Source organism: Bacillus solimangrovi (assembly GCF_001742425.1).
Lineage (GTDB): Bacteria > Bacillota > Bacilli > Bacillales > Bacillaceae_N > Bacillus_AV > Bacillus_AV solimangrovi.
This window is the reverse complement of record NZ_MJEH01000024.1, coordinates 19,246-43,650: the sequence shown is the minus strand read 5'-3', so window position 1 is coordinate 43,650 and position 24,405 is coordinate 19,246. Positions and strand designations below refer to the sequence as shown.

The window sequence follows — 24,405 nt, the reverse complement described above, 5'->3', positions numbered from 1 at the left end:
GAATGGGGCCTTAGCTCAGCTGGGAGAGCGCCTGCTTTGCACGCAGGAGGTCAGCGGTTCGATCCCGCTAGGCTCCACCAATTAAATGAATTTATAAGCTTAACCAAATGGTATAAGCTTTTTTTGTGTTTATTTATAAAAAAAGAAACTGAATTTAGCCTAATTTTCCTATATTAAAACGCATAGATATACATTTTTCTGTTGAGTTGAGTCATTGTTCAGAAAATGGCTACAATAGAGAGTGTGGGAGGAAATGAGGAGGTTAAGTTTTATGAAAAAAGAAGTATCTATTATTGGAGTTCCAATGGACCTTGGACAAACTCGTCGTGGCGTAGATATGGGTCCAAGTGCAATTCGATATGCTGGAGTGGTAGAACGAATAGAATCGCTTAAGTATGATGTTAAAGACTTAGGTGACATTGAAATTGGGCGTCCTAAAAATGTAGAAGTGGCAAGCGAGAATAATTTAAAGAATTTAAAAGAAGTATCAGAAGCTAGTGAAAAATTAGCAGAGAAGGTTAATGACGTAATTGGTTCAAATCGATTCCCATTAGTACTTGGTGGAGATCATAGCATTGCCATTGGTACGTTAGCCGGTGTAGCGAGTCATTATAAGAATCTTGGGGTCATATGGTACGATGCACATGGTGATTTGAACACAGGTGATACATCACCTTCGGGCAACATTCATGGTATGCCTCTTGCAGTTAGCCTTGGTATTGGTGATGATAAGTTGACGAATATCGGAAGCTCTTTACCGAAAGTAAAACCTGAGAATATTGTTATCATTGGTGCACGTTCGTTAGATGAAGGTGAAAAAGAGTTAATTCGTGACAAAGGCATTCGAGTATACACGATGCATGAAATCGATCGACTTGGAATGACGGCTGTTATGGAAGAAGCCATTAATTACCTGTCAGCTAAAACAGATGGTGTTCATCTAAGTCTTGATCTAGATGGATTAGATCCTAACGATGCTCCAGGGGTTGGAACACCAGTAATCGGTGGTATTAGCTATCGCGAAAGCCATTTAGCAATGGAAATGCTTGCGGAAGCAGATATTATTACATCAGCTGAATTTGTTGAAGTTAACCCAATATTAGATGAAAAAAACAAAACTGCAACAGTTGCAGTTGCACTAATTGGTTCATTATTTGGTGAGAAATTAAAATAAAGTACTTTTGAATACATAGAAAAAACAGTAGCATATGTTACTGTTTTTTCTATGTAATCGATCAAATATTGTTTAAATCCCTTTACACGTTTACTAGCTACATCTAAGGGCTACTTACATACATTTCAAAACGTTCTTATGAATTTTATCTTAAATAAACATATTGTTAGGAAATTTGTTAAAATAAAGTAATACTCGCAATGCATTATAGTTTCTTTTCCATCTACTTAAACTAAGTTTGATTATTTATTTAAGACCAATTATTTAACTAAAGAACGAAAAAAGTGAACATACATATTTGTTTGATATTAATAATTGAACATTTTTTATAAAAAATTGAAACCTTAATTATGTGAGAAACGTATATAAACTATAGCCGCAATGAGCGGAGGTAGCAAAATGGAATCAATCGTAAAAAAACGCATTGAACAAGTGAAAAAAGGCGATCAAGACGCATTTGCTGAGATTGTAGAGCTGTATAAGGATAAAGTTTATCAGCTTTGTTATCGTATGCTTGGCAATGCACACGAAGCAGAAGATATTGCACAAGAGGCCTTCATTCGTGCATATGTAAATATTAATAGCTATGACACGAATCGCAAATTCTCAACGTGGCTATTTCGAATTGCGACTAACTTATCCATCGATCGTATTAGAAAAAAGAAACCAGATTACTTCTTGGATCAAGAAATTGCTGGTTCGGAAGGTTTGACGTTATATTCTCAAATTGCTGATAAAGGTCCACTCCCAGAGGAAGATGTAGAGAGCTTAGAGTTGCAGGAATGGATTCAAAATGAAATATCTGCACTACCACCAAAATACCGTGCAGCCATAGTATTAAAATATATTGAAGAGCTCTCACTTAAAGAGATTAGTCAAGTGTTAGATCTACCAATCAATACTGTCAAGACACGAATACATCGTGGTCGAGAGGCATTAAGGAAACGGCTTAAATAACTATTATAGAAAAAACGCCTGTTTCATCATATGTTAAGTAAAGAAGGTGAAAGATGATGAAATGTTCACAAGAAATTGTGGAGCTAATGCATAAGTATTTAGATGAAGAAACTACATCTCAAGAGGAAACCATCTTGCGTGAACATTTGCAGCAATGTGAAGACTGTAGGCAACATTTTCATCATTTGAAGAAAACTATTGCAATTATACAAAGTTCAACACATATTGAGGCACCAAGTGGTTTCACTGCTAATGTAATGAAAGCACTACCTAAGGAAAAGAAGAGCGTTGGTTATCGACGTTGGTTACGGTCGCATCCGTTCCTGTCTGCAGCTGCAGTCTTTATGTTATTAATGATGAGCAGTGTATTGTCGTTATGGGACCAAGGTGAACAGTTTTCAGTTTCAAAGCAAAAGAATTTGAAAATAGAAAATCAACTTGTTATCGTTCCAGAAGGTGAAGTTGTAGAAGGAGATGTAATTGTACGTAACGGTGATATTAAGATAGAAGGTGAAGTTCGGGGAGATGTCGTCGTTATTAACGGGAAAAAATATATGGCATCTGCAGGTAATGTTACTGGAGAACTAGAAGAGATAAACGCAGCGTTTGATTGGATTTGGTACAATATTAAAGAATCATTCGGGAAAGTCTTTAACTTTGAACAAAGGGATAATACTATAGAAAGTAAAGCCGTCTTCATGTAAGATGGCTCTTTTTTTCTATGTGGTATTTCTTTAATATAGAAAGAGAGACAAACATAAGGGATTTAAATAAGGTATTACATATTTTACTTATTTTTATATATACATGAAAAAAGGTAATATGACTAAGAATAATCAATAATTACATTTTCAAGGCTTCAATAACAAAAAGATCGTTTCACTGTATAAAGACCAATCAATAACTGGTTACAGTGTACCTTTGTGTTGATGAAATTTATTGTTCAGCTGAATATAATCCCTACAAGTAATCAGAAACATCCTGTTTACTTAAAATGTGATATAATAAATTAGTTTATATTGTATACATAATAACTGAATCTATGTGAGAAGGAAGTGCCAAAATGCCTGTTGGAAATTTCTCAATTCCTAATTACCTTGGCGCAATAATTGACATTCTCCTCGTTTCATATGTCATTTACAAATTAATCATGATTATTCGTGGTACAAAAGCCGTCCAACTTTTGAAGGGAATATTTGTCATTATAGGTGTGTGGTTTATTAGCAGTTTTTTCGGTTTAACGACTCTACAATGGTTAATGAACCAAGCACTTACATGGGGTTTTCTAGCGATTATCATCATATTTCAACCTGAGTTACGTCGTGCATTAGAACAACTAGGGAGAGGAAGAATTTTTGCTCGTAGTGGAGTATTTGATGAAGAGGATACAGTTAATTCCATTGATGAAATTCTTAAGGCAGTTGATTATATGGCAAAACGCCGTATTGGGGCGTTAGTGACAATTGAACGTGCTACAGGAATGGGCGATTATATTGAAACGGGAATACCATTGCATGCCAAAATCTCTTCGCAATTATTAATTAATATTTTTATACCGAATACCCCGCTTCATGATGGTGCTGTTATTTTGAAGCAAAATGAAATTCAAGCAGCTGCTTGTTATTTACCGTTATCTGAAAGTCCGTTTATTTCGAAAGAACTTGGTACTCGACATCGAGCTGCATTAGGTATAAGTGAAGTCACCGATGGTGTAACGATTATCGTATCAGAAGAAACGGGTCATGTTTCACTTACAAAAAATGCTGAACTACATCGCGAGTTAGATAGTAATACATTGCATGAAATGTTGCTTAAGGAACTTTCAGGTGCAACGAAATCAACTTCCTCAACACCGTGGTATAGAAGGGGGAAGAAGAATGAAAATCGATAAACTCTTGAATAGTCCTTGGTTCGTGAAAATTGTCGCAGTGTTCTTAAGCGTGATGTTATATACAACAATTAATATGGATCCAACAACCACACCTTCAACACCATCACTTCTTCCAACAGGTGGAGACCAGCAAGAAGTTATCGCGAATGTACCTGTAAATGTTTATTATGACAAAGATAAGTATACTGTTAGCGGTATACCAGAAAGCGCAAATGTTTATATAAAAGGGCCTGGAAGTGATGTTACAAAGGCAAAGCTTCAAAATGAATACGAAATTTATATCGACCTTAGTGAAGCAGACTTAGGTTCAGGACGATTTGATTTACTAGCACGAGGTTTTTCATCAAAACTAGATGTCCAAATTGACCCAGTAGTAGCAAATGTGATCCTTCACGAAAAGGTTAATCAAATTATGCCTATAGAAGTAGATTTCTTAAATAAATCGAAGATAACAGAAGGTTATAAAGCAGAAGAGCCGATAGTACTGCCAAACAATGTAAAGGTGTCAGGACCGAAAGATTTGGTTCAGCGAATTTCAAGTGTTAAAGCGTATGTTGATTTGAAAGATGCAACAGAAACGATTATGAAAAATGTGCCTTTAAAAGTGTTTGATAATGAAGGTAACCAATTAGAGTTAGAAGTTGAACCGACTGTAGTCGAAGTAAGAGTGCCAATAACGGCACCTAACAAAACGGTTCCAATCAGTATTGAACGAAAAGGAGAGCTTCCGACCGATTTGAGTATTAAATCAATTGAAGTCGTACCAAATGAAGTAACTATCTTCGGGCCTTTGGAAGAGCTTGAAAAAATTGAGTTAATTGAAAACCTTGAAATCGATCTCTCCAAACTTACTTCAGATACTTCAATGAATATTGATGTGCCATTGCCAGATTGGGCAGTGAAGGTGAATCCAGATAAAGTTCAAGTGAATGTCTCAATAGAAGAAAAAGTAGAGAAAGTTTTGGAAGATATTGAAATCAAAGTAAATGGATCTGAATCGACGAAAGTTACCTTTGTTAGTCCTGAAAATGGGAAAGTAGATGTAACTATATTAGGGGCAAAAAGTGTACTAGATAATATTACAGCAGAAGACATTAAGGTCGCTCTATATACCGGAGATTATAAAAGTGGACAACATAAAATCGATTTAGAAGTGTCTGGACCACAAAATGTAGAGTGGAAATTAAGTAAATCAAATGTAACTGTAAAAATAGTAAAGAATGAGTAAAAGAAATGTTTATTGCAGTGAAGGAGCGATATAAATGAGAAATTATTTTGGAACTGATGGTGTGAGGGGTATTGCTAATGAAGAGTTGACCCCTGAGCTTGCTTTTAAGTTAGGTCGTTATGGTGGATATGTATTAACGAAAGATGCAGAAGAAAAGAAAGTTCTTATTGGACGAGATACACGTATATCAGGAGAAATGCTTGAAAGTGCACTTGCAGCGGGACTGTTATCTGTAGGTATTGAAGTAATGCGACTTGGTGTTATTTCAACACCAGGAGTAGCCTATTTAACAAGAGCATTAGGTGCGAAAGCAGGCGTGATGATTTCTGCTTCTCATAACCCTTTTGAAGACAACGGAATTAAGTTCTTTGGGGGGGATGGTTTTAAATTAACTGATGCTCAAGAACAAGAAATCGAAGATCTACTTAACAATGAAGATAATTCAGTTCCACGACCAACAGGAGCAAATGTTGGACAAATTAATGATTATTTTGAAGTTGGACAGAAATATCTTCAATACTTAAAACAAACGGTTGAAGAGGACTTCTCTGGTTTAAGGGTCGCACTTGATTGTTCAAACGGTGCCACGTCAAGCCTAGCACCACACCTATTTGCTGATTTAGAAGCAGATATTTGCACGATGGGAAACTCACCTGATGGGATTAATATAAATGATGGAGTCGGTTCTACACATCCTGAGAAATTGGCACAGCTTGTACTTGAAGAAGGGGCCGACATCGGTCTAGCTTTTGATGGAGATGGTGACCGCCTTATTGCTATTGATGAGAAAGGTCAGATTGTTGATGGCGATCAGATTATGTTTATTTGCGCAAAATATATGAAGAACAAAGGTCAACTGAAGGATGACACAGTTGTTTCAACTGTTATGAGTAATTTAGGTTTTTACAAGGCTACAGAAGCACAAGGGATACATAGTGTGAAGACGGCAGTAGGTGACCGTTATGTCATGGAAGAAATGCGCAAGGAAGGTTATAACCTTGGTGGTGAGCAATCAGGGCACATTATTTTCTTAGACTACACGACTACTGGAGATGGATTGTTATCAGCTATTCAGCTTGTCAACATATTAAAAGCCGAAGGAAGAAGTCTATCTGAGTTAGCTGGAGAGATGGAGAAATTCCCACAAGTATTAAAAAATGTACGTGTTACAGATAAACAGCAAGTAAGTTCAAATAGTCATATTATTGAAGCAATAAAAGAAGTAGAACAAGAAATGAATGGGGATGGACGTATTCTTGTACGTCCGTCTGGCACAGAGCCACTCGTACGTGTAATGGCTGAAGCTCCAACAAAAGAGCTGTGTGAAATATATGTGAATAAAGTAGTCGAGGTTGTTAATGTACAGCTTGGTATGAGTGATGAGTAAAATAAATAAATAAATAAATAAAGATATGCATAAGTGGAACAAAAGAATCCGCTTATGCATATTTTTTATTAAGCGGTAAAAAAGAATTATCTGTTCGTAATATATTGATCTTAAAGCTTGTAGGAATCAGGGTACACGTTTAGGAGAATTAACAACATACAATTATTATGATACAAGTATGAACTGTAGACTTCTTTAGTGCCTTATATTAATAATTGACAGATAATTCATCTTACATGTAAAATGAATATTGTGATTCAATAATGGGAAGGAGGATTGTAAGGTAACAACTTAAAAGCGCTTGAACTATTTTTCATGTGAAGAAGAATAGTTGACGAGGAGGAGGATTATCGAACTTTCAGCGGGTGCCTCCCGGTTGCACAATCACAGCCGTAAGTTTCTATCTAAAACAAAGAGGTGACTCTTTGCACAAAGTTAGAAATGTGATCATTATATTCACGGGGCAAAGAAAGCCCCGCTTCCTTTGCCCTATCTAATAGGAGGAAGAAAACTTATGTGCGGAATTGTAGGATATATTGGTCAGAAAGATACGAAGGAAATTTTATTACACGGATTGGAAAAATTAGAATATAGAGGTTATGACTCAGCAGGTATTGCTGTCGTTGCAGATAACGGTGTTAAAGTGTTCAAAGAGAAGGGGCGCATTGCAGACTTACGTAGTGTAGTAGATGATAATGTGAGCTCAACACACGGAATCGGTCATACACGCTGGGCAACACATGGTGTGCCAAGTCAAACAAATGCACACCCACATCAAAGTGATTCACGTCGTTTTACACTCGTGCATAACGGTGTTATCGAAAACTACCGTCAATTACGTGAGGATTATCTTTCACACCTTAGTTTAGCAAGTGAAACAGATACAGAAATTATCGTTCAACTGATCGAGACTTTTGTTAATAAAGGTGCTACTGTTGAAGATGCATTTCGTAAAGCATTGAAGAAGTTGAAAGGGTCTTACGCAATTGCATTAATTGATGAGCAAGATCCAGATACAATCTATGCTGCTAAGAATAAGAGCCCACTACTTGCTGGTAAGGGTGAAGGCTTTAACGTTGTGGCAAGTGATGCGATGGCAATGCTTCAAGTTACGGATCAATATATTGAATTGATGGACGGTGAAGTTGTTATCGTTACGCGTGAGAACATCACGATCAAAACACTTGATGGTGTAGTAGAGGAACGTGCACCATTTACATGTGAACTAGATGTAAATGATATCGAAAAAGGCACTTATGCTCACTTCATGATGAAGGAGATCGATGAACAACCGTTCGTTATACGTAAGATTATGCAAGAATACCAAGATGATAACGGTCGTTTAAATCTACCAGAAGATGTGCGTCAAGCTATGAAACAAGCAGACCGAATCTATATCATTGCATGCGGTACGAGTTACCATGCTGGACTAATTGGAAAGCAATTCATCGAGAAACTTGCGAAAATTCCTGTTGAGGTTCATGTTGCAAGTGAATTCTCTTACAATATGCCAATGCTCTCTGAGAACCCTTTGTTCATCTATATTTCTCAAAGTGGTGAAACAGCAGATAGCCGTAGTGTGCTTGTGCAAACAAACAAGATGGGTTATAAAGCATTGACACTAACAAATGCACCAGGTTCAACACTTTCAAGGGAAGCAGATTATACATTGCCGTTACATGCAGGTCCTGAAATTGCTGTAGCTTCAACGAAAGCATACACAGCACAAATGGCAGTGTTAGCAATCCTTGCTGTTGATACAGCACACGTGAAAGAAATTGAACTTGAGTTCGATCCAATCCAAGAACTGAGCATCGTTGCAACAGCAATGGAAGCTCTTACTGACCAAAAAGATGAAATGGAATACATCGCCCGTGAATATTTATCAACAACTAGAAATTGTTTCTTCATCGGTCGAGGCATTGACTATTATGTCGGTCTTGAAGGTGCGTTGAAACTAAAAGAAATCTCTTACATCCAAGCGGAAGGTTTCGCTGGTGGAGAGCTTAAGCACGGAACAATCGCTCTTATTGAAAATGGCACACCTGTCATTGCACTAGCGACACAAGAGCAAGTGAACTTAAGCATTCGTGGTAATGTGAAAGAAGTCGAAGCTCGTGGTGCAAGTGCGTGCATCATTAGCATGAAGGGACTAGAAGAAGACGGTGATCGTTTCGTCATTCCGAAAGTTCACGAACTTCTAACACCACTCGTTTCTGTTATCCCAATGCAATTGATTTCTTACTATGCAGCATTACACCGTGGTTGTGATGTTGACAAACCAAGAAACTTGGCGAAGTCAGTTACAGTAGAATAATAAAGTTTTAGAAATATAGTTTTATAAAAAAGATTGTTCATTACTAATAAAGCTTGATTAGAAGTAACCTCTTCAGCATTATGCCTGTAAGAGGTTATTTTTTTATTTTTTCCTACAATGAAGCAAAAAAAACATTAATATCAATTACTATAAAATCATTCCCAATAGAAATTATAATGTTTGATAAGTTGGTCATCCAAGACGAAACAGAGTATTTGACTTAGATTCAAAATCCAGTAAAAAAATAGATTGACTTTCAAATTACTTTTAGGTATATACTTTCTTTTGTAATGAACTACAGGAGGAATGATGAAAACTGGATAAAAAAGCTCCTCTTTCAAATAAGTGAGTAGTATGTCATGTGAGGGATACTGTTGGCATATCGCAGTGATTGAATCTTTTTATTCTAATCTGAATTCGGAGGAGTTTCAGTGCGTGAAAATAATCCTTTAACAAATCTTAAGTAAACAGTGAAGTTAGTGACAATAATAAAAAATAAGTAGTTTTAATCAGTTGGATGGAGGTTTAATAATAATGATGAAAAATGATGAATATTTCATGAAAAAGGCACTGGATATAGCTTTTCAAGCTAGAACGGCAGGAAATGAGCCTTTTGGAGCTATATTAGTAAAAGATGATGAAGTAGTTATGATTGGGGAAAATAAAATTAATACTTTGTGTGATCCTACTCACCATGCTGAAATCGGACTTATTAGAAAGTTTTGTGCTGAACATAATATTTTTGATTTAAGTCAATATAGCCTATATACGAGTTGTGAGCCTTGTGTAATGTGCTCTGGATCTATGGTTTGGTCGAATCTTGGGAAAATGGTATACAGTGTATCTCACGATCAATTAGCAGAAATAGCAGGTAGTAACATTATGATATCATGCAAAGAAGTATTTGATAAAAGCCCTCAAAAACCAGTAGTGGTAGAGAAAGTATTAAATGAAGAGGGATTAAAAGTATTTGAAGGCTATAAATTTTAAATCAGAAACATCTAAAATAATAAGGGAGGATACATAATACTCATGAGTATTATGTATCATTCTTTTTACTTGTTTCACAATCAATCCCTTTATTTCAAAAGCATTGAATACTAACTTAGTTAGAGAGTATTCTTACATACATCCCATTTGTGCTTTTTCATATGCTGCATTACTCATAATTCTTACCTTTTTTTCTAATGATAGTTTCAAAGTTTTCGCCAACATATCATTGCCACAGATATTTAGCGGGTCCATAAAAAAGTCAATTACTTCTTTGTAATACGTTTTAACAAACCATTCAGCTACTTCAATGTTTTAAAGGTACATTTTTCCTTCTGCAACTATTAAGTTGTTCAAAAAGTGATGAACCTCTTTTAACGTAATATATCCACATTTATACATATCACGAAGAGTATAATCATATTTAGCTAAAATTGTAGGGATTTTTGAATTCTTAACAACTGAACTATATATTTTCTCATGATAGTCTTCTTCTTTATTTTCAAAAAGGTAGTAAATGAACATACTATTATTTCGAGAACAAAAATAACAATTATTAAATTTCATATAGAGGTGCAATAACATGCCTAAACTTGATAATGTACTAGCAATTCTATGGATGCTTAGTTCAGGTGAGAAAATAACAGCAAAACAAATTTCTGAAAAGTTAGAGATGAATATAAGGACTGTATACCGTTACATTGATACTCTTTCAACGAGCGGTGTACCTATCATTTCAGATTCAGGACATAACGGTGGATATACGTTATTGAACAATTTTATTGAAGCTCCACTCTTTTTTGATTTTGAGGAGCAAACTTCATTATTACATGCTGCTGTTTTTGCAGATGAGGCGGGATACTATGGAGGTGAAGCACTAAATAGAGCAATTTCGAAGCTTAGAAATTATTCTAATCAAGAGCAGGAAACAAAGGTAAACCAACATTTAACGAGTCTTGAAGTAATAAGTAAAATAAGTGCCCTCACTGTTGAACCTATTTTAAAGGAGTTGGAGCAAGCGGTATCTGGAGTGTACACGATTAAGATTTTATACGCTAAAAATAGCAAAGAACAATCAATATATAGATTAGTTAATCCATATAGAATTATTTATTGGAATAATAAGTGGTATGTGATTGGATATTGTCACCTTAGGAATGATGTCCGTAGTTTTAGAGTAGATCGAATTGAAAGTCTCATGCTAACAGAAGAACAATTTAATCTCCCTGAAAATTTTTCAGCACGCGACTACTTTTTGAAAAACCTCCTTCCAACTATGGAGGATAAGGAATCGATTATTTCTATGGTTGTTAATGGGGATGCAAAGGTATTGGATGATTTGTGTCAACATTGGTTTTTAGGTCATTATTTGCAAGAACGGACAGCTAATCAAGCTAAGTTTCTTTTTGAAAAAGATATGATGCTTAAACATGTACCTTATTTCCTATTACAGTACGGTAAGTCCATTCAAATTGTTGAGCCAATAAGTCTTAAGGAAAGACTGATTGAAGTTCTATCTGAATTGATAACATTTCATCAAGTATAACAACTTCACTGACGACAGTTGTCAGTGAAGGTAAATTATAATAGGTTATATTAATTGTGATTGGAGTGTTATTGGATGCAGACGACAGTTTATCTTTACGCATTTGATACAATGGCAGACTGGGAATATGGTTATTTAATTGCTGAACTAAATACAGGTCGATATTTCAAGAAAGATTTAGCACCTTTACAAGTAGTTACAGTAGGAATGAATACAGAAATTGTTACTACAATGGGAGGGCTGAACATCAAACCAGATATATCTGTTAATGAATGTAATCTTAAAAGTGATGATCTATTAATTTTACCTGGTGGAGATACGTGGGAAGAACATATTCATCAGCCTATCTTAGAAAAAGCTAGTGAAGCACTAAAGCTTGGTACAATTGTTGCTGCAATTTGTGGAGCAACTGCAGGTTTAGCGAATGGTGGATACCTAGATTGTAAAAAGCATACGAGCAATGACTTAGAATATTTGAAAATGGTCTGTCCTAATTATAAAGGCGAAAAAAATTACGAAATCGGACCTGTTGTATCTGATGGGAATTTAATTACTGCATCAGGAATTGCTCCTCTGGAATTTGCACTCGAAGTACTGCAAAAATTAGATGTCTTTGAACCAGATTCATATCATGCATGGTATAACCTTAATAAGACACACCAACCTGAATACTTCTTCGAGTTAGTGAATTCAATAAAAAGATAAGTAAAAATCAATTAATACTATAAATGGGGCTTATCATTTAACTTATTTAACTTCTATTTAAGCCCTGTTTAATTTATCTCCAGCCTTAATCTCATACATCCATCTATCTGTTTCCTCTTATCTCATGATCGATGACGATCAATTAATCCTTTAAATCCTTTGTTTTTTTATATCATCAATTTATATTCCTAAATATTTAACTTTTTGGACAATATAAAATACCATTAAAATGGTAATATATATATAGGTAATAAATGTAACTATGGTATTTAATAGATAAAATAAAACTCATAATTTATAACTCAAGGAAATTCTGTTAATAGTTGTAACTATAGGATAAGAGGAGATGCTTGAGTGAAGAAGAGATTAATAGAGTTCAAAAACGTTACGAAAGAATACCAGCTTGGTGACGTATCGATTAAAGCTTTAGATGGAGTAGACTTTACGATCTATGAGGGAGAATTCGTCGTAATACTAGGGGCAAGTGGAGCAGGAAAGAGTACCATTTTAAATATTCTCGGAGGCATGGATGTTGCCTCTTCAGGAGAGGTATTTGTGAATGGAAATAACATTACACAATACGATGAAAAGAAATTAACGTCATTTCGGGCAGAAGAAGTAGGTTTTGTATTTCAATTTTATAATTTAATCCCGAACTTAACTGCTTTGGAGAATGTAGAGTTTGCTTCTGAAGTGTGTAATGATCATTTGGATGCTAAGGAAGTACTGGGGAGTGTAGGACTTAATGAACGTAAGGATAACTTTCCTTCACAGCTGTCTGGTGGTGAACAGCAAAGGGTTGCGATTGCTAGAGCGGTTGCCAAAAATCCTTTATTATTACTTTGTGATGAACCGACTGGTGCATTAGACTATCAGACAGGTAAATCAGTACTAAATTTGCTTCAGAATTTAAATAAGGAAACACAAAAATGTATCGTCTTAATTACGCACAATTCTGCCATCGCCCCAATTGCTGATAGAGTTATCAAAGTGAAAAGTGGAAAAATAGAAGAAGTGATAACGAATGACGTAACAGAAAGTATTAAGGGGATTGAGTGGTAATGAAAAAATTACCCTTAAAATTATTAAGAGATATAAAGCAGTCGATCGGGCAATTTATCGCCATTGTAGTAGTTATTGCAGTAGGTACTTTCTTCTATACTGGACTTAACACGCTAAGCAATGAACTTAGTGCTTATACGAAAGAATATTTTGAAGAGCATAATTTAGCTGATTTAAATGTCCATTATAGCCAAATTACAAAAGATGAACTATATTCTATGCAAGAAATTGAGGGCATCAATAAGGTAGAAGGACGATATACATTTGATGCCAATCAAACATTTGAAGGATATAAAGCCACCTTGAAGATACATACAATTCCACAAAATAATGAAATCAACACGATTGCTGTTACAAGTGGCAGTATTCCATCAGGTAAGGAAGAAATCTTATTAGATTCTCGATATGGAAACGAGCATGACTATAAGATTGGCGATACTGTTACGATTAATAACAATCAAGGCAGTTTTGATTTTGTTATTAGTGGTTTCGGTGAGAACGTGGAACATGCATTTAATATTGAGGACCCATCTCTTGTACTACCAGACCATAAAACTTATGGTGTAGCCTACATTGATGAAGGGCGAATAGAAGAAATAGCAGGTAATCCTTATTATAATGAAGTGATTGTAGATGTGGAAGAAGACTATGACAGCAATCAAATAAGTAAGTCAATTGAAGGTTATTCAAAAGAACTTCCTTATCTGTACTTAGTAAATAAGGACAGAGCGGTAAGTTATTCGGCAATAAATGTAACGATAAATAATAACAAATTGATGAGTACAGTTTCTCCACTAATTTTGTTTATGGTTGCTGCTGTGACAATTTTCCTCACAATGTCAAGGGTGATCGACTCGCAGAGAAATCAAATAGGTATTATGAAAGCACTAGGTGTGACAGATCGAAACATTTTGTTCCATTATGTGGGGTATCCTATTCTCGTTGGTGTCGTTGGATCTATAGTAGGCTGGCTTATTACAGCTATAACACTTGTGCCATTACTTGATTCTGTTATCCATCAAACGTATTCGTTACCGAATTTTAGCTTGTCAGTCTCGTTTTTCACGATTTTTCCGCCGATCGTCGTTTCCGTCTTTTTTGGGGTGATCGCATGTTATTTGAGTGGGAGAAATGTATTGAAGGAACGAACAGCACAGGCGTTACGTCCAAAACCACCAAAGAAAATGAAGAAAATAGTAATTGAAAGAATTCCGGGGATCTGGACGAAACTACCTTATGGTAAGAAGCTGATTTTGAGAAACATTTTTCTGAACCCCAAAAAGGCTTTGGCAAGTTCAGTTGGAGTAATCGTTTGTGTGATCCTCTTAATTACTGCATTTGGCTTTGAAACTTCGATGCAATCGATTGCTGCTCAGATCAATAAGGTTTATACATACGATTATAAAGTTGACTATAAAGACGAGTTAGAATGGGATTCTGTTAAACTACCAACTGATGTAGATAAGTATTTTTCGTTATCAACTATCCCAATTGAATTTGTTGATTTCAGTGATGAGAAGAATGCAACCTTAACCGTTACGGAAAAAGAAAATAACCTTATTCATTTCTTTGATGAGTATCATAATCGAATAGCTTTAGATGATACGGGAGTACTGATTCCGAAATCATATGCTGACCAATACAACATAGCAAGGGGAGATATGATAAAACTTAAATTAATCGCCCCTGAAATGAAAGGACAATCTGTAGCCATACAGGTATCAAACATTTCGACACAATATACGAATCCTTCCTTTTATAGTACACCGGAGTATATGAGTAGTCTTGGTGTTGATTTTAATCCCACTTCTCTATTAGTTGAAGTGAACAATGGAGCCGATAAAGCTAGTGTCTTAAATTATTTGCAACAAGACCCTTCTGTTGATACCGTTTCTGATAAGAATGATGTGAAAAAGTCGGTCGATAATATTATCAAACAAAACAATCCAGTATTTATTATCTTCATTCTTTGTGCGGTTGTGTTATCATTTGGAGCAATGTTTACGATATCATCCATTAACATATATGAACGTACACGTGAACTTGCCACGCTAAAGGTATTAGGGTATCAAAAAAATAAGATTAACAGAATTATCTTCGTTGAAAATATAATGCTGACTACTTTTGCAGTTTTTGTAGCACTACCGATAAGTCATTATATGTATCAACTAGTTGTCGAAGCACTATCTAGCACCAATCAACAAATTCCTAATAAACTCGGCTTTGGTACGGTCGTACTGGCTGTATTACTAACATTTTTCTTAACTATAGTATCTAATTTACTTCTCAGACGAAAAGTTACAAAAATAGATATGATTGAATCGTTAAAAAGTGTGGAGTAGCTGTAAATAAAGATTGAGTAAAAATCCTGATTAATATTGTCAGGATTTTTTCATTTGTCTTAATTGGGTCAGACATAGTCAGATAATGAGTAAATATTTAATTAAAAAGAAGTGAATAAACTTAATATGAACAGTTGACTATTGTATGACAGGGAAGTATATTAAATGCAACTTGATTAGTTAAATTTGAGTAGTTAACTAATAACATTAAGGAGAAAGAAATATGAATAAAGCACAGTTTATTGTTTTAGGTATTTTAGAACAGTTTGAACAAGGTAGCGGTTATGATATTAAACAAGCATATGATCAAAAAAGAATTAATCAGTGGTTAGATGTTAAGATAGGTTCTATTTATCATGCAATCAAACAGTTACACAAAGGTGGATTCATTTGTGAAATCGAAAAAATACAATCAGGGAATTTTCCAGAAAAAACAATTTATAAAGTAACAGAAGAGGGAAAGAAAAGATTCGATTTGTTTCAGGAAGAAGCATTTCTGGGGTTGTTTCCTGACTTTTATGGATTTAAATTAGCATTAAAATTTAATGTGCGTCGTACAGAAAGAGAGATTAAAGAATACGCAAATAAAGCAATTGAAATTATTGATGAAAAACTGAATGCTATGGAAGCACATTTGAGTTCACTTGATTCAGAGAGTTCTCGATACAACTATGACTCTTTTTTCATTCAGCACGAGAAACGTTTGTTTGAAGCTGAAAAAGAATGGATTCAAGATGCAGTTAAAAATATTGATCTAATTATGTCTAAGGAAAAGTGAATATGAAGAAATAATTAATAGGATTATCTTTGGTAAATCCTTGAATTATATTCAAATTTGAGTATAATTAATTTAAGTAATCAAATTTGAATATATAAGGGGAATGGTTATGAGAACTAACTATCTTGAAAATGGTACGTTGGCTTTCGCGTTGTTAATCGTTGGGGTTATGGCTGGATTCTTCTACACATACACATTTAATGTCAATTTAGCTATGTTAGAAGTGAACGGAGAAACTTATGCAACAGTTCAGTCTTTATTTAATGTAAATGTCCGTCATCCTGCATTCTTTGTTTTTTTCTTTGGAGGTGGAGCAGCAGCTATCATCGCAATCTTAGCCAATATCCAACACTATAAAACAGTACCATTTTGGCTAATCGCTACAGCTGGATTCCTTTATATTTTTGGTATCATTGTTTTTACTCATCAAGTGAATTTACCATTGAATTATGAAACGGAAAGCTGGAATCCACAAGCACTTCCACAACATTGGATGCAAGTTCGTGATTCTTGGAATCAGGCTAATGCTTTGCGAGTTTTATTTGCCGGACTTTCCTTTGCTCTCTATATCATTGCTTTGGTCATGCGTACATCAAAAAAAGTCATTGATTAGGATAATTATAAGAAAAATAAATGGATTATAAATATTAGTTTGGTTTTTAATACTGTTATCGGATCATATTGTTAGTAATCTGTTCTCTTGTGGGAATTGTAAGTTCTATAGTGTAAAATGAAACGAACCGACCTTATTATGTAATAAGGTCGGTTTTTCGAATGATGCTAATTTAACAGGTGGTGTATATATGAATGAAAATTATCAAACTAACATAGAAAAAGCCAAAAAAGCAATTAACAGCGCGGATAATCTTATATTAGGTGGTGGGGCAGGTTTATCGGCTGCTGCTGGGATAACGTATAGTGGAACAAGATTTACCCAGAACTTTACTCGATTTATTGAGAAGTACGGATTGACCGACATGTATTCATCAGCTTTCTACCCATTTCCGACACAAGAGGAGAGATGGGCATACTGGGCAAAACATATTTACGTGAATCGTTATGAACCTAGTTCCACAAAGCTGTACAAGGATTTGTTTCAGTTAGTGAAGGATAGAAACTATTTTGTCATTACAACAAATGTTGAAAGCCAATTCGAAAAATCAGGATTTCCTAGTGAGAAAGTTTTTGAGGTTCAAGGTAATTACGGTTACTTACAATGTGCAAAAGGCTGTCATGACACATTATATGATAATGAACGATTGGTAAAGGAAATGATTGAAGAAACAATTAATTGTAAGATACCTTTCGAACTTGTTCCAACATGTCCTGTTTGTGGTGGCAATATGGACCCAAACTTAAGAATTAATCAATTTTTTGTTCAGGATAAAAAGTGGTATGAACACAATGAAGTGTACAATGAATTTCTAAATCAATCAGCAGGAAAGCGAAATGTCTATATCGAATTAGGAGTTGGTTATAATACACCTGGTATTATTCGCTATCCTTTTGAACAAATGACGTTGCAAAATGAACATGCAACGTTACTTCGTTTAAACAAAGAACACTCAGAAGGTCTTAAGGAAAATGAAAATAAAACGATAGTATTTCATGAGGACATGAACAAAGTTATTTCGGAAATATTGTTATAAGAGCGTGTTCAAAAAGGAGGACAAAAAGATCGGAGAAGAACAAGGCGGTGCCGGAGTGAGGCAGCTGCACTGAGAAGCATCTCTGTAGCCTTGTACCGAGGAATTTATTTTTCCGAAAACACTTGCAGACGCAGGTACATACGAGTTAGTATTTGCCGAATAAGGTATGAAGGAAGCCCCACTAAAACCAACCACGTCCTGTGGCGAACGTGGGATCAACACATCCAATGCAAGTACAGTCTTTTTTTCCGGACTATTTGAACATCCTCTATAAGGAGGAATTCATAAATGTCTCAATTACCATTACAGACGTACGCTAACTTAATTCACTTATATGAAGAATTTATTCCATCACCGTCCGCTAAGGTTGATAGTGAACAAGTTGTTGATGAGTTAATTACGAAGCTGTTACAAGAACCCGAAGCTCCAAAAGATGTTCAGATTCCTGCCGATCATTTTAGTAAACGTCAGTTATTAAGAGGTCTTTTGAACATCAGGCAACCGAAGTTATTAGATGAAGAATTTCTAAGAAAGCTGGACTCTCTTTTACAAACAGAGTTAAAGGAAAAAGGCGTTGTCAAAGTAGATGAACTCAATACAGTTTCACACCTAGTTCCTAACAACCCTTTCTCACAATCGGATAAGTTCGTCTTATGGCAAGGAGATATAACACAGTTAGATGCTGGTGCAATTGTTAATGCGGCAAATAAGTACATGTTAGGCTGTTTCCAGCCATCACATGCATGTATTGATAACGCAATCCATTCAGCAGCAGGACCTCAATTAAGGAATGATTGTGAAATCATTATGTCTCAACAAGGAGAATTAGAGCATACAGGTGGTGCAAAGATTACAAGAGCGTATAACCTACCATCACAATATGTGTTACATACAGTTGGGCCGATTGTACCGAATGGAACGACATTGACAAAACAACAAAAAGAAGAATTAGCAGCTTGTTATATTTCTTGTCTTGAATTGGCGCGTGAAATTAAGAATATTGAAACGATTGCTTTTTGTGCGATCTCAACAGGTGTATTTGGATTTCCAAAACGAGAAGCGGCGAACATTGCTATTGATACGGTCAACGACTGGTTAGCAACTCAACCAAATCATTTTAAAAAAATCATATTTAATGTTTTCGGTGAAGAAGATTATCATGAATACCTTAAAGTCTTTCAACAAAGTGCTAATAGTTAAACTAATAAGGTTATAAGAACGTTTTATCGAAAGGGCATTGGAGAAAACTATTAAACGAATTGATTCAACATTTTTCTGACATGCGAGCTTTTAGCGTTTCTATAAATTTAGCAGGATCATCCAAGCGTAAAGCAACTTTTGTGTATGTTTTTTTCATTCCCATCATAAGTGTCGCATTGCATGGGTTCTTTAATTCTAGAATGACATGTGGATGTACAGCTTCTAGGTCTCTAGCAATAAATTCTATCGTTGTCTCTTTCTCTAATTTCTTCTCTAACGATTGTTTGTCCGTAGTTACTAACGCAATATTATTAAGCGGTAATACCATTCTTTTCGTTAATCCAAGCGAAATGTATAAATCATCATTGGTTATTTTCAAAGGGTTCAAGCGCAGAGCCTGTATATCACCAATAAAAAATACAATTGAGTACACATTTAAAATAAGCAATATGATTGAAAGTAATATAGACTGATTGTGAAGCCACCAATGGATTCCAATTGTTTCGAGAATAATTGCGTGTATCAGCATGATTTGTAATGGAATGAGGCTCGAATTTTTATATAAAGTGAAGTAATTTGGACCAGTTGGTAAGCTCTTTCTCCATGACGCAAAAGCATAATAAAATAAGAGTAACTCTGATGTAACAACTTGTATGATAGGTCGTGTGTTTACTTTTTCTTCAATTGCTGTAGCAAAAGAAAACAACAAGCTCTCATTACTTAAACGTATTTGCTGAATAACTGCTGGCATATAACGAATCATTGTAACTATCAAAGATAATTCTAATAATAGTACTACTCCTTCAATGGCAAAGCCTATATAGGATATTTCTACATACGGTTTAAAGAATTCTGTTGGAATTATAAATCTAGTTAAGATAATTCCTCCAGCCATTAAAATGATAAAACGTCTGATTAGGAAATTTTTCTTTCTATTTATCGCTAACACGAGCAGTGGCAAAACGACTGCTAAATCAAATAAAGAACCAAATATGATCCACTTCGCTTTCTCAGGTACTATGAGAGAGGGGAGAGAAGATCGATATAATAAAAAATTACAAAGAAGCACTAATATTAATAATGATATCCATATGTAGTTCTTCTTTTCTCGTTGCAAAACTATCACATTATCACCTTCCTTATGTTATTATTGTAACTTATTGGTGGGTGGTATTTTCTTGTATTTTTTGAACATTAGAAAAATATCTCCCGTAGATTGACATCAGCTAAATTCTCCACTGTTAATGAATGAGAGATTTCATTATTCAATTGATACTTTATAAAAATACTATATGCTAAATAGAAAAAGTGAGGGAATTAATTTGAAAGCTAAATTAGAGAGAAGGTTAGTATTATTATATGGTGGGGAAACAATATCAATATTTTTGTTTATTATTGTAAGCTTTATGTTGAATAAGTTTTATCCTCAAATACGATTGTATTCTCTATATTCTTTTTGGTGTTCATTCTTTTTCTTAGAATTTCTTTTAGCACAAGGTAGTGTGTACTGGTATTCAAAATGGAAAAGACTAAAAAGAGAAGGTACATCTGTAACACCGAGCTCAATCGTAAGGTTATTAAAGAGATTTAAAAAGTATAATGTAGGTTTGATCATCTTGTCACCATTCGTAATCATCATTGATATTTATGTGTGGTATCCGCTACTCTCTCTTAATAGTGTATTAATCGTAACTTTTATTTATATCTTTGCAATACTTGAATACATAAACTATTTCTACATTCAGCTTTCATACGATAATCTGTCTGATATCAAACACCTTTTAAAGACAAGAAAGCTAAAACAAGCTTGTTTAAACAAAGATTTTGAGAGAATGATGTGAATTATTATCGTAATAGAAAAATCATATTTTTATGGTAGGATTTTTATCCTTTCTAATTTAAAAAGCAGTATAAATAATGTTAAAATTACTTTAGAATTGATTAAAACATGAGAAGGAGTTATACAATGGGAAACATTCTTATTTTTGGGCACAAAAACCCTGATACAGATACGATTTGTTCTGCGATTGCTTATGCAGATCTAAAGAAACAATTAGGTGCTGATGTAGAACCTGTACGTCTAGGTGATATCAATGAAGAAACACAATTTGCATTAAATTATTTTAAGCAAGAGCAGCCACGTAAAGTAGCGACTGTTGCAAATGAAGTGGATGAGGTTATTTTAGTCGATCATAATGAGCGTCAACAAAGTGTTGAGGATATTGATCAAGTGAGAGTTACAGAAGTAATTGATCATCATCGAATTGCAAACTTCGAGACGAGTGACCCACTTTATTATCGTGCAGAACCAGTTGGATGTACGGCTACAATCTTAAATAAGATGTATAAAGAGAATGGTATTACGATTTCAAAAGAAATTGCTGGATTAATGTTATCTGCAATTATTTCTGATACATTACTTTTCAAATCACCGACTTGCACACAACAAGATATTGATGCAGGGTATGAACTAGCAGAAATTGCTGGTGTAGATGCAGAGGTTTACGGTTTAGAAATGTTAAAAGCAGGTGCAGACTTAAGTGATAAATCTGTAGAAACATTGATTTCTTTAGATGCGAAAGAATTTCAAATGGGCGCAAGTAAAGTTGAAGTAGCACAAGTAAATGCAATTGACTTAGATCAAGTGTTATCACGTCAACAAGAATTAGAAAAAGCAGTTTCAGAAGTGATTGATGAAAAGGGACTAGACTTATTTTTATTTGTTCTAACTGATATCATTAATAAGAACTCAGTTGCAATCGCACTTGGTAACAAAGCTCAAGCGGTAGAAAAAGCGTTCAACGTTACATTAAACAACAACTCAGCTGTTCTTGAAGGCGTTGTTTCACGTAAAAAGCAAATAGTGCCACAATTGACAAATGCGATTAGTGAACTTGGATAAGTGAAAAAACACATATGAGCTTATTAAGATTAACTTGTTACATTGAAATATAATGTATCAAGTTAATTTTTTTGTTCAACAGATCTTCATCACTGGATTCCTTCTGATATGTCGTTTTACCAAGAATAATCTTAAAAGATGATCATAAACATGAACAGAATGTAGAACTCTGATCAAGTAGCGTATGCTTTCAACTTCAATAAAAGTTATTAGTCATTCTTTAGTTTCGACTATCTCTTTTGTATCAATGGATTCATAGTTGTATGAGCGAAGATTGGAGGGTGTTCATGTTTTCTTTTCTTTGGAGCGGTGGTATGGTGTGGAATGTTCCTCTATTCATAGGCCTTATTATTGTTGGTCTTGTTTACACAATTGTATTGAGGTATTTGCATGAAGCAGAACGATCTCATTTGAAAATGGTTCTCTTTTATAGCGGATTATTGTTAATATACATTATCATTGGTAGTCCTTTGTCTATATTGAAACATTCTTCTTTTACGGTTCATATGACTTATATGAGTCTTCTCTTTTTTATAGTTCCTCCTCTTCTATTAATGGGGATACCACTCACCTTTATAGAACGGGTAAAGCAATTAATATTAAAGAAATTCGTTATATCACACACAATAACTCTTCTCATTTTTGCCTGTCTGTTTCTGTTATATCATATGTCATTTATGTTCAATCTCTTCTTGCAATATCCCACTCTACAAACAGGATACATGCTCATTTTGTTTGTATTATCACTTCATGTTTGGAGCCCTTTGATTACATTAAATAATGAGAATGAAAGAAGCAGGTATGCAGCACTTAATAACATAGTATTGATGCCAGCCTGTCTGATCTATGTAGCTACAGGATTGCTTGGAGGAATGAGTATTCCATTTCTTTCTCAATTTGCTGAGTTATGTGTACCTGATCAGTCTGATTTGTCGATATTATTGCCTACCTGGTACAATTTCCGATTCGACCAAGTTGTAGCAGGAATCGTTATGATGGGGATTCATAAATTAGCAATCGCGATTACGGTTAAAAATAGAGATAGAAGATAGTCTTTTATTGAAATGCTTAATCGTTTTTCATATGCCAACTTGTATAAAAGAGAATGATTGTCTTTTTTTTTGAATAAAATTAGAGAGAAAATGACTGTTATAAACTTTTCTGCTGTAAGTTAGAAAGAGGGTGAATGGATTGATTGTGAATATGGGGATCTATATAACGTTGCCTTTGTTAATTGGAAGTTTAATTGGGTCTTGGACATTATCTTTATTCGGTCATAAACAGAATGTGCTTAATCGAATCTTGGGCATTGGGATGTTATTAGTCATTGTCATTGAGTATATTCCTCACATTCTCGGTGAATATGATATCAGTGGAATTGTGATAGGTTCAGTTACCGCAATAACAGTTTTTATAGTAATTGAGCGGTATTTTACAAGTACAGATAAGGGGAATCACTATCGTTTTTCGACTTTGGCGATTATTGTTAGTTTCATTGCACATAGTATACCGATGGGTGTTTCATTAGGCATGATATCAATGAATGATATGGAACTTGCGATAAGTCAATTTAGAGGTATGCTCTTTCATCATTTAGCTGAAGGAATTGCGATCATTGGAATATTAATGAATGAACAGCGTGCAACATGGGGAAAGTTATTTGCTTGTGTTATTGCGATTTCACTATTTTTCTATTTATCGATTTTGATTGGGATGGTTTATGAAGTAAATGTACATACAGAAAATTGGGTGGTAGGCATATCTTTAGGTTCATTATTGTATGCTGTCCATCACTTATTAGAAAAAAATAACTAATTCTGTTTGACATAAACAGAATATTTTTTTATGATTTAATCATAATATATGAACATATCTTCATGTGTTGCAATAGAATAGGAGTGAACCTATGGTGAAAAATAATAAAGACAATAAGTTAGTACAACTTAATAACGAAAATTATGATTTAGAAAAAGAACAATGCGTGGAAATAGATGAAGAAACACTTTTTATTGTAACTCAAACATTTAAAGCTTTATCAGAACCGACCCGAGTTAGAATCTTACACTTAATCGCACAGAAAGAACATTCTGTAAATGAAATAGCTGAAAAATTATGCCTTCTTCAAACGACTGTTTCACATCAACTACGTTTTTTGAAGAACTTAAGGTTAGTCAAATATAGACGTGATGGTAAAAATCTTTATTATTCGGCTGATGATGATCATGTAATGAACATGTTACAGCAGACTATTCACCATGCCAGACACCATTAATATGT

22 protein-coding genes, 1 tRNA gene and 1 pseudogene are annotated in these 24,405 nt (G+C 34.6%); 22 read left to right on the top strand and 2 right to left on the bottom strand.

The annotated features are described in order from the left end of the window. Positions 1-4 precede the first annotated feature (4 nt). The 9 genes from BFG57_RS10225 (at position 5) to BFG57_RS10185 (ending at position 9,944) form a co-directional block, all read left to right on the top strand. Positions 5-80 (top strand) — tRNA-Ala (locus BFG57_RS10225). A gap of 191 nt (positions 81-271) precedes the next feature. Next, entirely contained in the window at positions 272-1,174 is a 903-nt protein-coding gene (gene rocF / locus BFG57_RS10220; RefSeq protein WP_069717395.1) for an arginase, read from the top strand. Positions 1,175-1,573: 399 nt separating this feature from the next. Continuing rightward, positions 1,574-2,131, top strand: a complete 558-nt coding sequence (gene sigW / locus BFG57_RS10215) for an RNA polymerase sigma factor SigW (protein ID WP_069717394.1) — start codon at positions 1,574-1,576, stop codon at positions 2,129-2,131. Between the two features lie 56 nt (positions 2,132-2,187). After that, the gene (locus tag BFG57_RS10210; RefSeq protein WP_069717399.1) at positions 2,188-2,835 is read left to right on the top strand and encodes an anti-sigma factor family protein; all 648 of its coding nucleotides are present in this window, start codon (positions 2,188-2,190) and stop codon (positions 2,833-2,835) included. A 359-nt stretch (positions 2,836-3,194) separates the two neighbouring features. Further along, entirely contained in the window at positions 3,195-4,022 is an 828-nt protein-coding gene (gene cdaA, locus BFG57_RS10205) for a diadenylate cyclase CdaA (protein WP_069717393.1), read from the top strand. Further along, positions 4,009-5,250 carry a CdaR family protein gene (locus tag BFG57_RS10200; RefSeq protein ID WP_175428323.1) on the top strand — a complete coding sequence of 414 codons (1,242 nt, stop codon included), beginning with the start codon at positions 4,009-4,011 and terminating at the stop codon, positions 5,248-5,250. The genes cdaA and BFG57_RS10200 overlap by 14 nt, the downstream gene beginning before the upstream one ends. Before the next feature lie 34 nt (positions 5,251-5,284). Next, positions 5,285-6,637: a phosphoglucosamine mutase gene (gene glmM, locus BFG57_RS10195; RefSeq protein ID WP_069717392.1), complete on the top strand. Its 1,353-nt coding sequence runs from the start codon at positions 5,285-5,287 to the stop codon at positions 6,635-6,637. 514 nt (positions 6,638-7,151) lie between these two features. After that, positions 7,152-8,954, top strand: coding sequence for a glutamine--fructose-6-phosphate transaminase (isomerizing) (gene glmS, locus BFG57_RS10190; RefSeq protein WP_069717391.1), 1,803 nt, complete (start codon positions 7,152-7,154; stop codon positions 8,952-8,954). Positions 8,955-9,491: 537 nt separating this feature from the next. After that, a complete protein-coding gene (locus tag BFG57_RS10185; RefSeq protein ID WP_083249181.1) occupies positions 9,492-9,944 on the top strand; it encodes a nucleoside deaminase in 453 nt (150 codons plus the stop codon). A 183-nt stretch (positions 9,945-10,127) separates the two neighbouring features. On the opposite strand, the pseudogene BFG57_RS19135 reads toward BFG57_RS10185, so the two are convergent. Then, positions 10,128-10,472: pseudogene (locus tag BFG57_RS19135) on the bottom strand (HD domain-containing protein); the annotation flags it as partial. A 55-nt stretch (positions 10,473-10,527) separates the two neighbouring features. Between BFG57_RS19135 and BFG57_RS10175 the strand changes: the two are divergent. From BFG57_RS10175 to BFG57_RS10140, 8 genes are all read left to right on the top strand, one after another. Further along, the gene (locus tag BFG57_RS10175; protein ID WP_069717388.1) at positions 10,528-11,490 is read left to right on the top strand and encodes a helix-turn-helix transcriptional regulator; all 963 of its coding nucleotides are present in this window, start codon (positions 10,528-10,530) and stop codon (positions 11,488-11,490) included. Positions 11,491-11,565: 75 nt separating this feature from the next. After that, entirely contained in the window at positions 11,566-12,195 is a 630-nt protein-coding gene (locus BFG57_RS10170; protein WP_069717387.1) for a type 1 glutamine amidotransferase family protein, read from the top strand. A 354-nt stretch (positions 12,196-12,549) separates the two neighbouring features. Next, positions 12,550-13,257, top strand: coding sequence for an ABC transporter ATP-binding protein (locus tag BFG57_RS10165; RefSeq protein ID WP_069717386.1), 708 nt, complete (start codon positions 12,550-12,552; stop codon positions 13,255-13,257). Continuing rightward, positions 13,257-15,599, top strand: coding sequence for an ABC transporter permease (locus BFG57_RS10160; protein WP_069717385.1), 2,343 nt, complete (start codon positions 13,257-13,259; stop codon positions 15,597-15,599). Before BFG57_RS10165 ends, BFG57_RS10160 begins: the two co-directional genes overlap by 1 nt. A gap of 223 nt (positions 15,600-15,822) precedes the next feature. Further along, on the top strand, positions 15,823-16,377 hold the full coding sequence (locus BFG57_RS10155; protein WP_069717384.1) for a PadR family transcriptional regulator: 555 nt from the start codon (positions 15,823-15,825) through the stop codon (positions 16,375-16,377). Between the two features lie 109 nt (positions 16,378-16,486). After that, positions 16,487-16,990 carry an anthrone oxygenase family protein gene (locus BFG57_RS10150; RefSeq protein ID WP_069717383.1) on the top strand — a complete coding sequence of 168 codons (504 nt, stop codon included), beginning with the start codon at positions 16,487-16,489 and terminating at the stop codon, positions 16,988-16,990. A gap of 190 nt (positions 16,991-17,180) precedes the next feature. Further along, a complete protein-coding gene (locus BFG57_RS10145) occupies positions 17,181-18,026 on the top strand; it encodes a Sir2 family NAD-dependent protein deacetylase (RefSeq protein WP_069717382.1) in 846 nt (281 codons plus the stop codon). Between the two features lie 288 nt (positions 18,027-18,314). Continuing rightward, the gene (locus BFG57_RS10140; RefSeq protein WP_083249179.1) at positions 18,315-19,226 is read left to right on the top strand and encodes a protein-ADP-ribose hydrolase; all 912 of its coding nucleotides are present in this window, start codon (positions 18,315-18,317) and stop codon (positions 19,224-19,226) included. A 64-nt stretch (positions 19,227-19,290) separates the two neighbouring features. Here the strand turns inward: BFG57_RS10140 and BFG57_RS10135 are convergent, their stop codons facing one another. Next, a complete protein-coding gene (locus tag BFG57_RS10135; protein ID WP_083249178.1) occupies positions 19,291-20,352 on the bottom strand; it encodes a beta-carotene 15,15'-monooxygenase in 1,062 nt (353 codons plus the stop codon). Positions 20,353-20,548: 196 nt separating this feature from the next. Here BFG57_RS10135 and BFG57_RS19260 point away from each other — a divergent pair, with 196 nt between their 5' ends. The 5 genes from BFG57_RS19260 (at position 20,549) to BFG57_RS10110 (ending at position 24,400) form a co-directional block, all read left to right on the top strand. Next, complete coding sequence (locus BFG57_RS19260) at positions 20,549-21,067, top strand: general stress protein (protein ID WP_069717381.1); 519 nt, start codon at positions 20,549-20,551, stop codon at positions 21,065-21,067. 125 nt (positions 21,068-21,192) lie between these two features. Beyond that, positions 21,193-22,128 (top strand): manganese-dependent inorganic pyrophosphatase, encoded by a 936-nt coding sequence (locus BFG57_RS10125; protein WP_069717380.1) that lies wholly within the window; start codon positions 21,193-21,195, stop codon positions 22,126-22,128. 287 nt (positions 22,129-22,415) lie between these two features. Then, on the top strand, positions 22,416-23,180 hold the full coding sequence (locus BFG57_RS10120) for a cytochrome c oxidase assembly protein (RefSeq protein ID WP_069717379.1): 765 nt from the start codon (positions 22,416-22,418) through the stop codon (positions 23,178-23,180). A gap of 151 nt (positions 23,181-23,331) precedes the next feature. Continuing rightward, positions 23,332-23,943 carry a ZIP family metal transporter gene (locus tag BFG57_RS10115; RefSeq protein WP_139125103.1) on the top strand — a complete coding sequence of 204 codons (612 nt, stop codon included), beginning with the start codon at positions 23,332-23,334 and terminating at the stop codon, positions 23,941-23,943. A gap of 91 nt (positions 23,944-24,034) precedes the next feature. Further along, the gene (locus BFG57_RS10110) at positions 24,035-24,400 is read left to right on the top strand and encodes an ArsR/SmtB family transcription factor (RefSeq protein WP_069717377.1); all 366 of its coding nucleotides are present in this window, start codon (positions 24,035-24,037) and stop codon (positions 24,398-24,400) included. Positions 24,401-24,405 lie beyond the last annotated feature (5 nt).

Coding starts and splice junctions, on each gene's coding strand:
- rocF (WP_069717395.1), top strand. CDS start 272: ATGAAAAAAGAAGTATCTATTATTGGAGTTCCAATGGACCTTGGACAA.
- sigW (WP_069717394.1), top strand. CDS start 1,574: ATGGAATCAATCGTAAAAAAACGCATTGAACAAGTGAAAAAAGGCGAT.
- BFG57_RS10210 (WP_069717399.1), top strand. CDS start 2,188: ATGAAATGTTCACAAGAAATTGTGGAGCTAATGCATAAGTATTTAGAT.
- cdaA (WP_069717393.1), top strand. CDS start 3,195: ATGCCTGTTGGAAATTTCTCAATTCCTAATTACCTTGGCGCAATAATT.
- BFG57_RS10200 (WP_175428323.1), top strand. CDS start 4,009: ATGAAAATCGATAAACTCTTGAATAGTCCTTGGTTCGTGAAAATTGTC.
- glmM (WP_069717392.1), top strand. CDS start 5,285: ATGAGAAATTATTTTGGAACTGATGGTGTGAGGGGTATTGCTAATGAA.
- glmS (WP_069717391.1), top strand. CDS start 7,152: ATGTGCGGAATTGTAGGATATATTGGTCAGAAAGATACGAAGGAAATT.
- BFG57_RS10185 (WP_083249181.1), top strand. CDS start 9,492: ATGAAAAATGATGAATATTTCATGAAAAAGGCACTGGATATAGCTTTT.
- BFG57_RS10175 (WP_069717388.1), top strand. CDS start 10,528: ATGCCTAAACTTGATAATGTACTAGCAATTCTATGGATGCTTAGTTCA.
- BFG57_RS10170 (WP_069717387.1), top strand. CDS start 11,566: ATGCAGACGACAGTTTATCTTTACGCATTTGATACAATGGCAGACTGG.
- BFG57_RS10160 (WP_069717385.1), top strand. CDS start 13,257: ATGAAAAAATTACCCTTAAAATTATTAAGAGATATAAAGCAGTCGATC.
- BFG57_RS10155 (WP_069717384.1), top strand. CDS start 15,823: ATGAATAAAGCACAGTTTATTGTTTTAGGTATTTTAGAACAGTTTGAA.
- BFG57_RS10150 (WP_069717383.1), top strand. CDS start 16,487: ATGAGAACTAACTATCTTGAAAATGGTACGTTGGCTTTCGCGTTGTTA.
- BFG57_RS10145 (WP_069717382.1), top strand. CDS start 17,181: ATGAATGAAAATTATCAAACTAACATAGAAAAAGCCAAAAAAGCAATT.
- BFG57_RS10140 (WP_083249179.1), top strand. CDS start 18,315: ATGTCTCAATTACCATTACAGACGTACGCTAACTTAATTCACTTATAT.
- BFG57_RS10125 (WP_069717380.1), top strand. CDS start 21,193: ATGGGAAACATTCTTATTTTTGGGCACAAAAACCCTGATACAGATACG.
- BFG57_RS10120 (WP_069717379.1), top strand. CDS start 22,416: ATGTTTTCTTTTCTTTGGAGCGGTGGTATGGTGTGGAATGTTCCTCTA.
- BFG57_RS10115 (WP_139125103.1), top strand. CDS start 23,332: ATGGGGATCTATATAACGTTGCCTTTGTTAATTGGAAGTTTAATTGGG.
- BFG57_RS10110 (WP_069717377.1), top strand. CDS start 24,035: ATGGTGAAAAATAATAAAGACAATAAGTTAGTACAACTTAATAACGAA.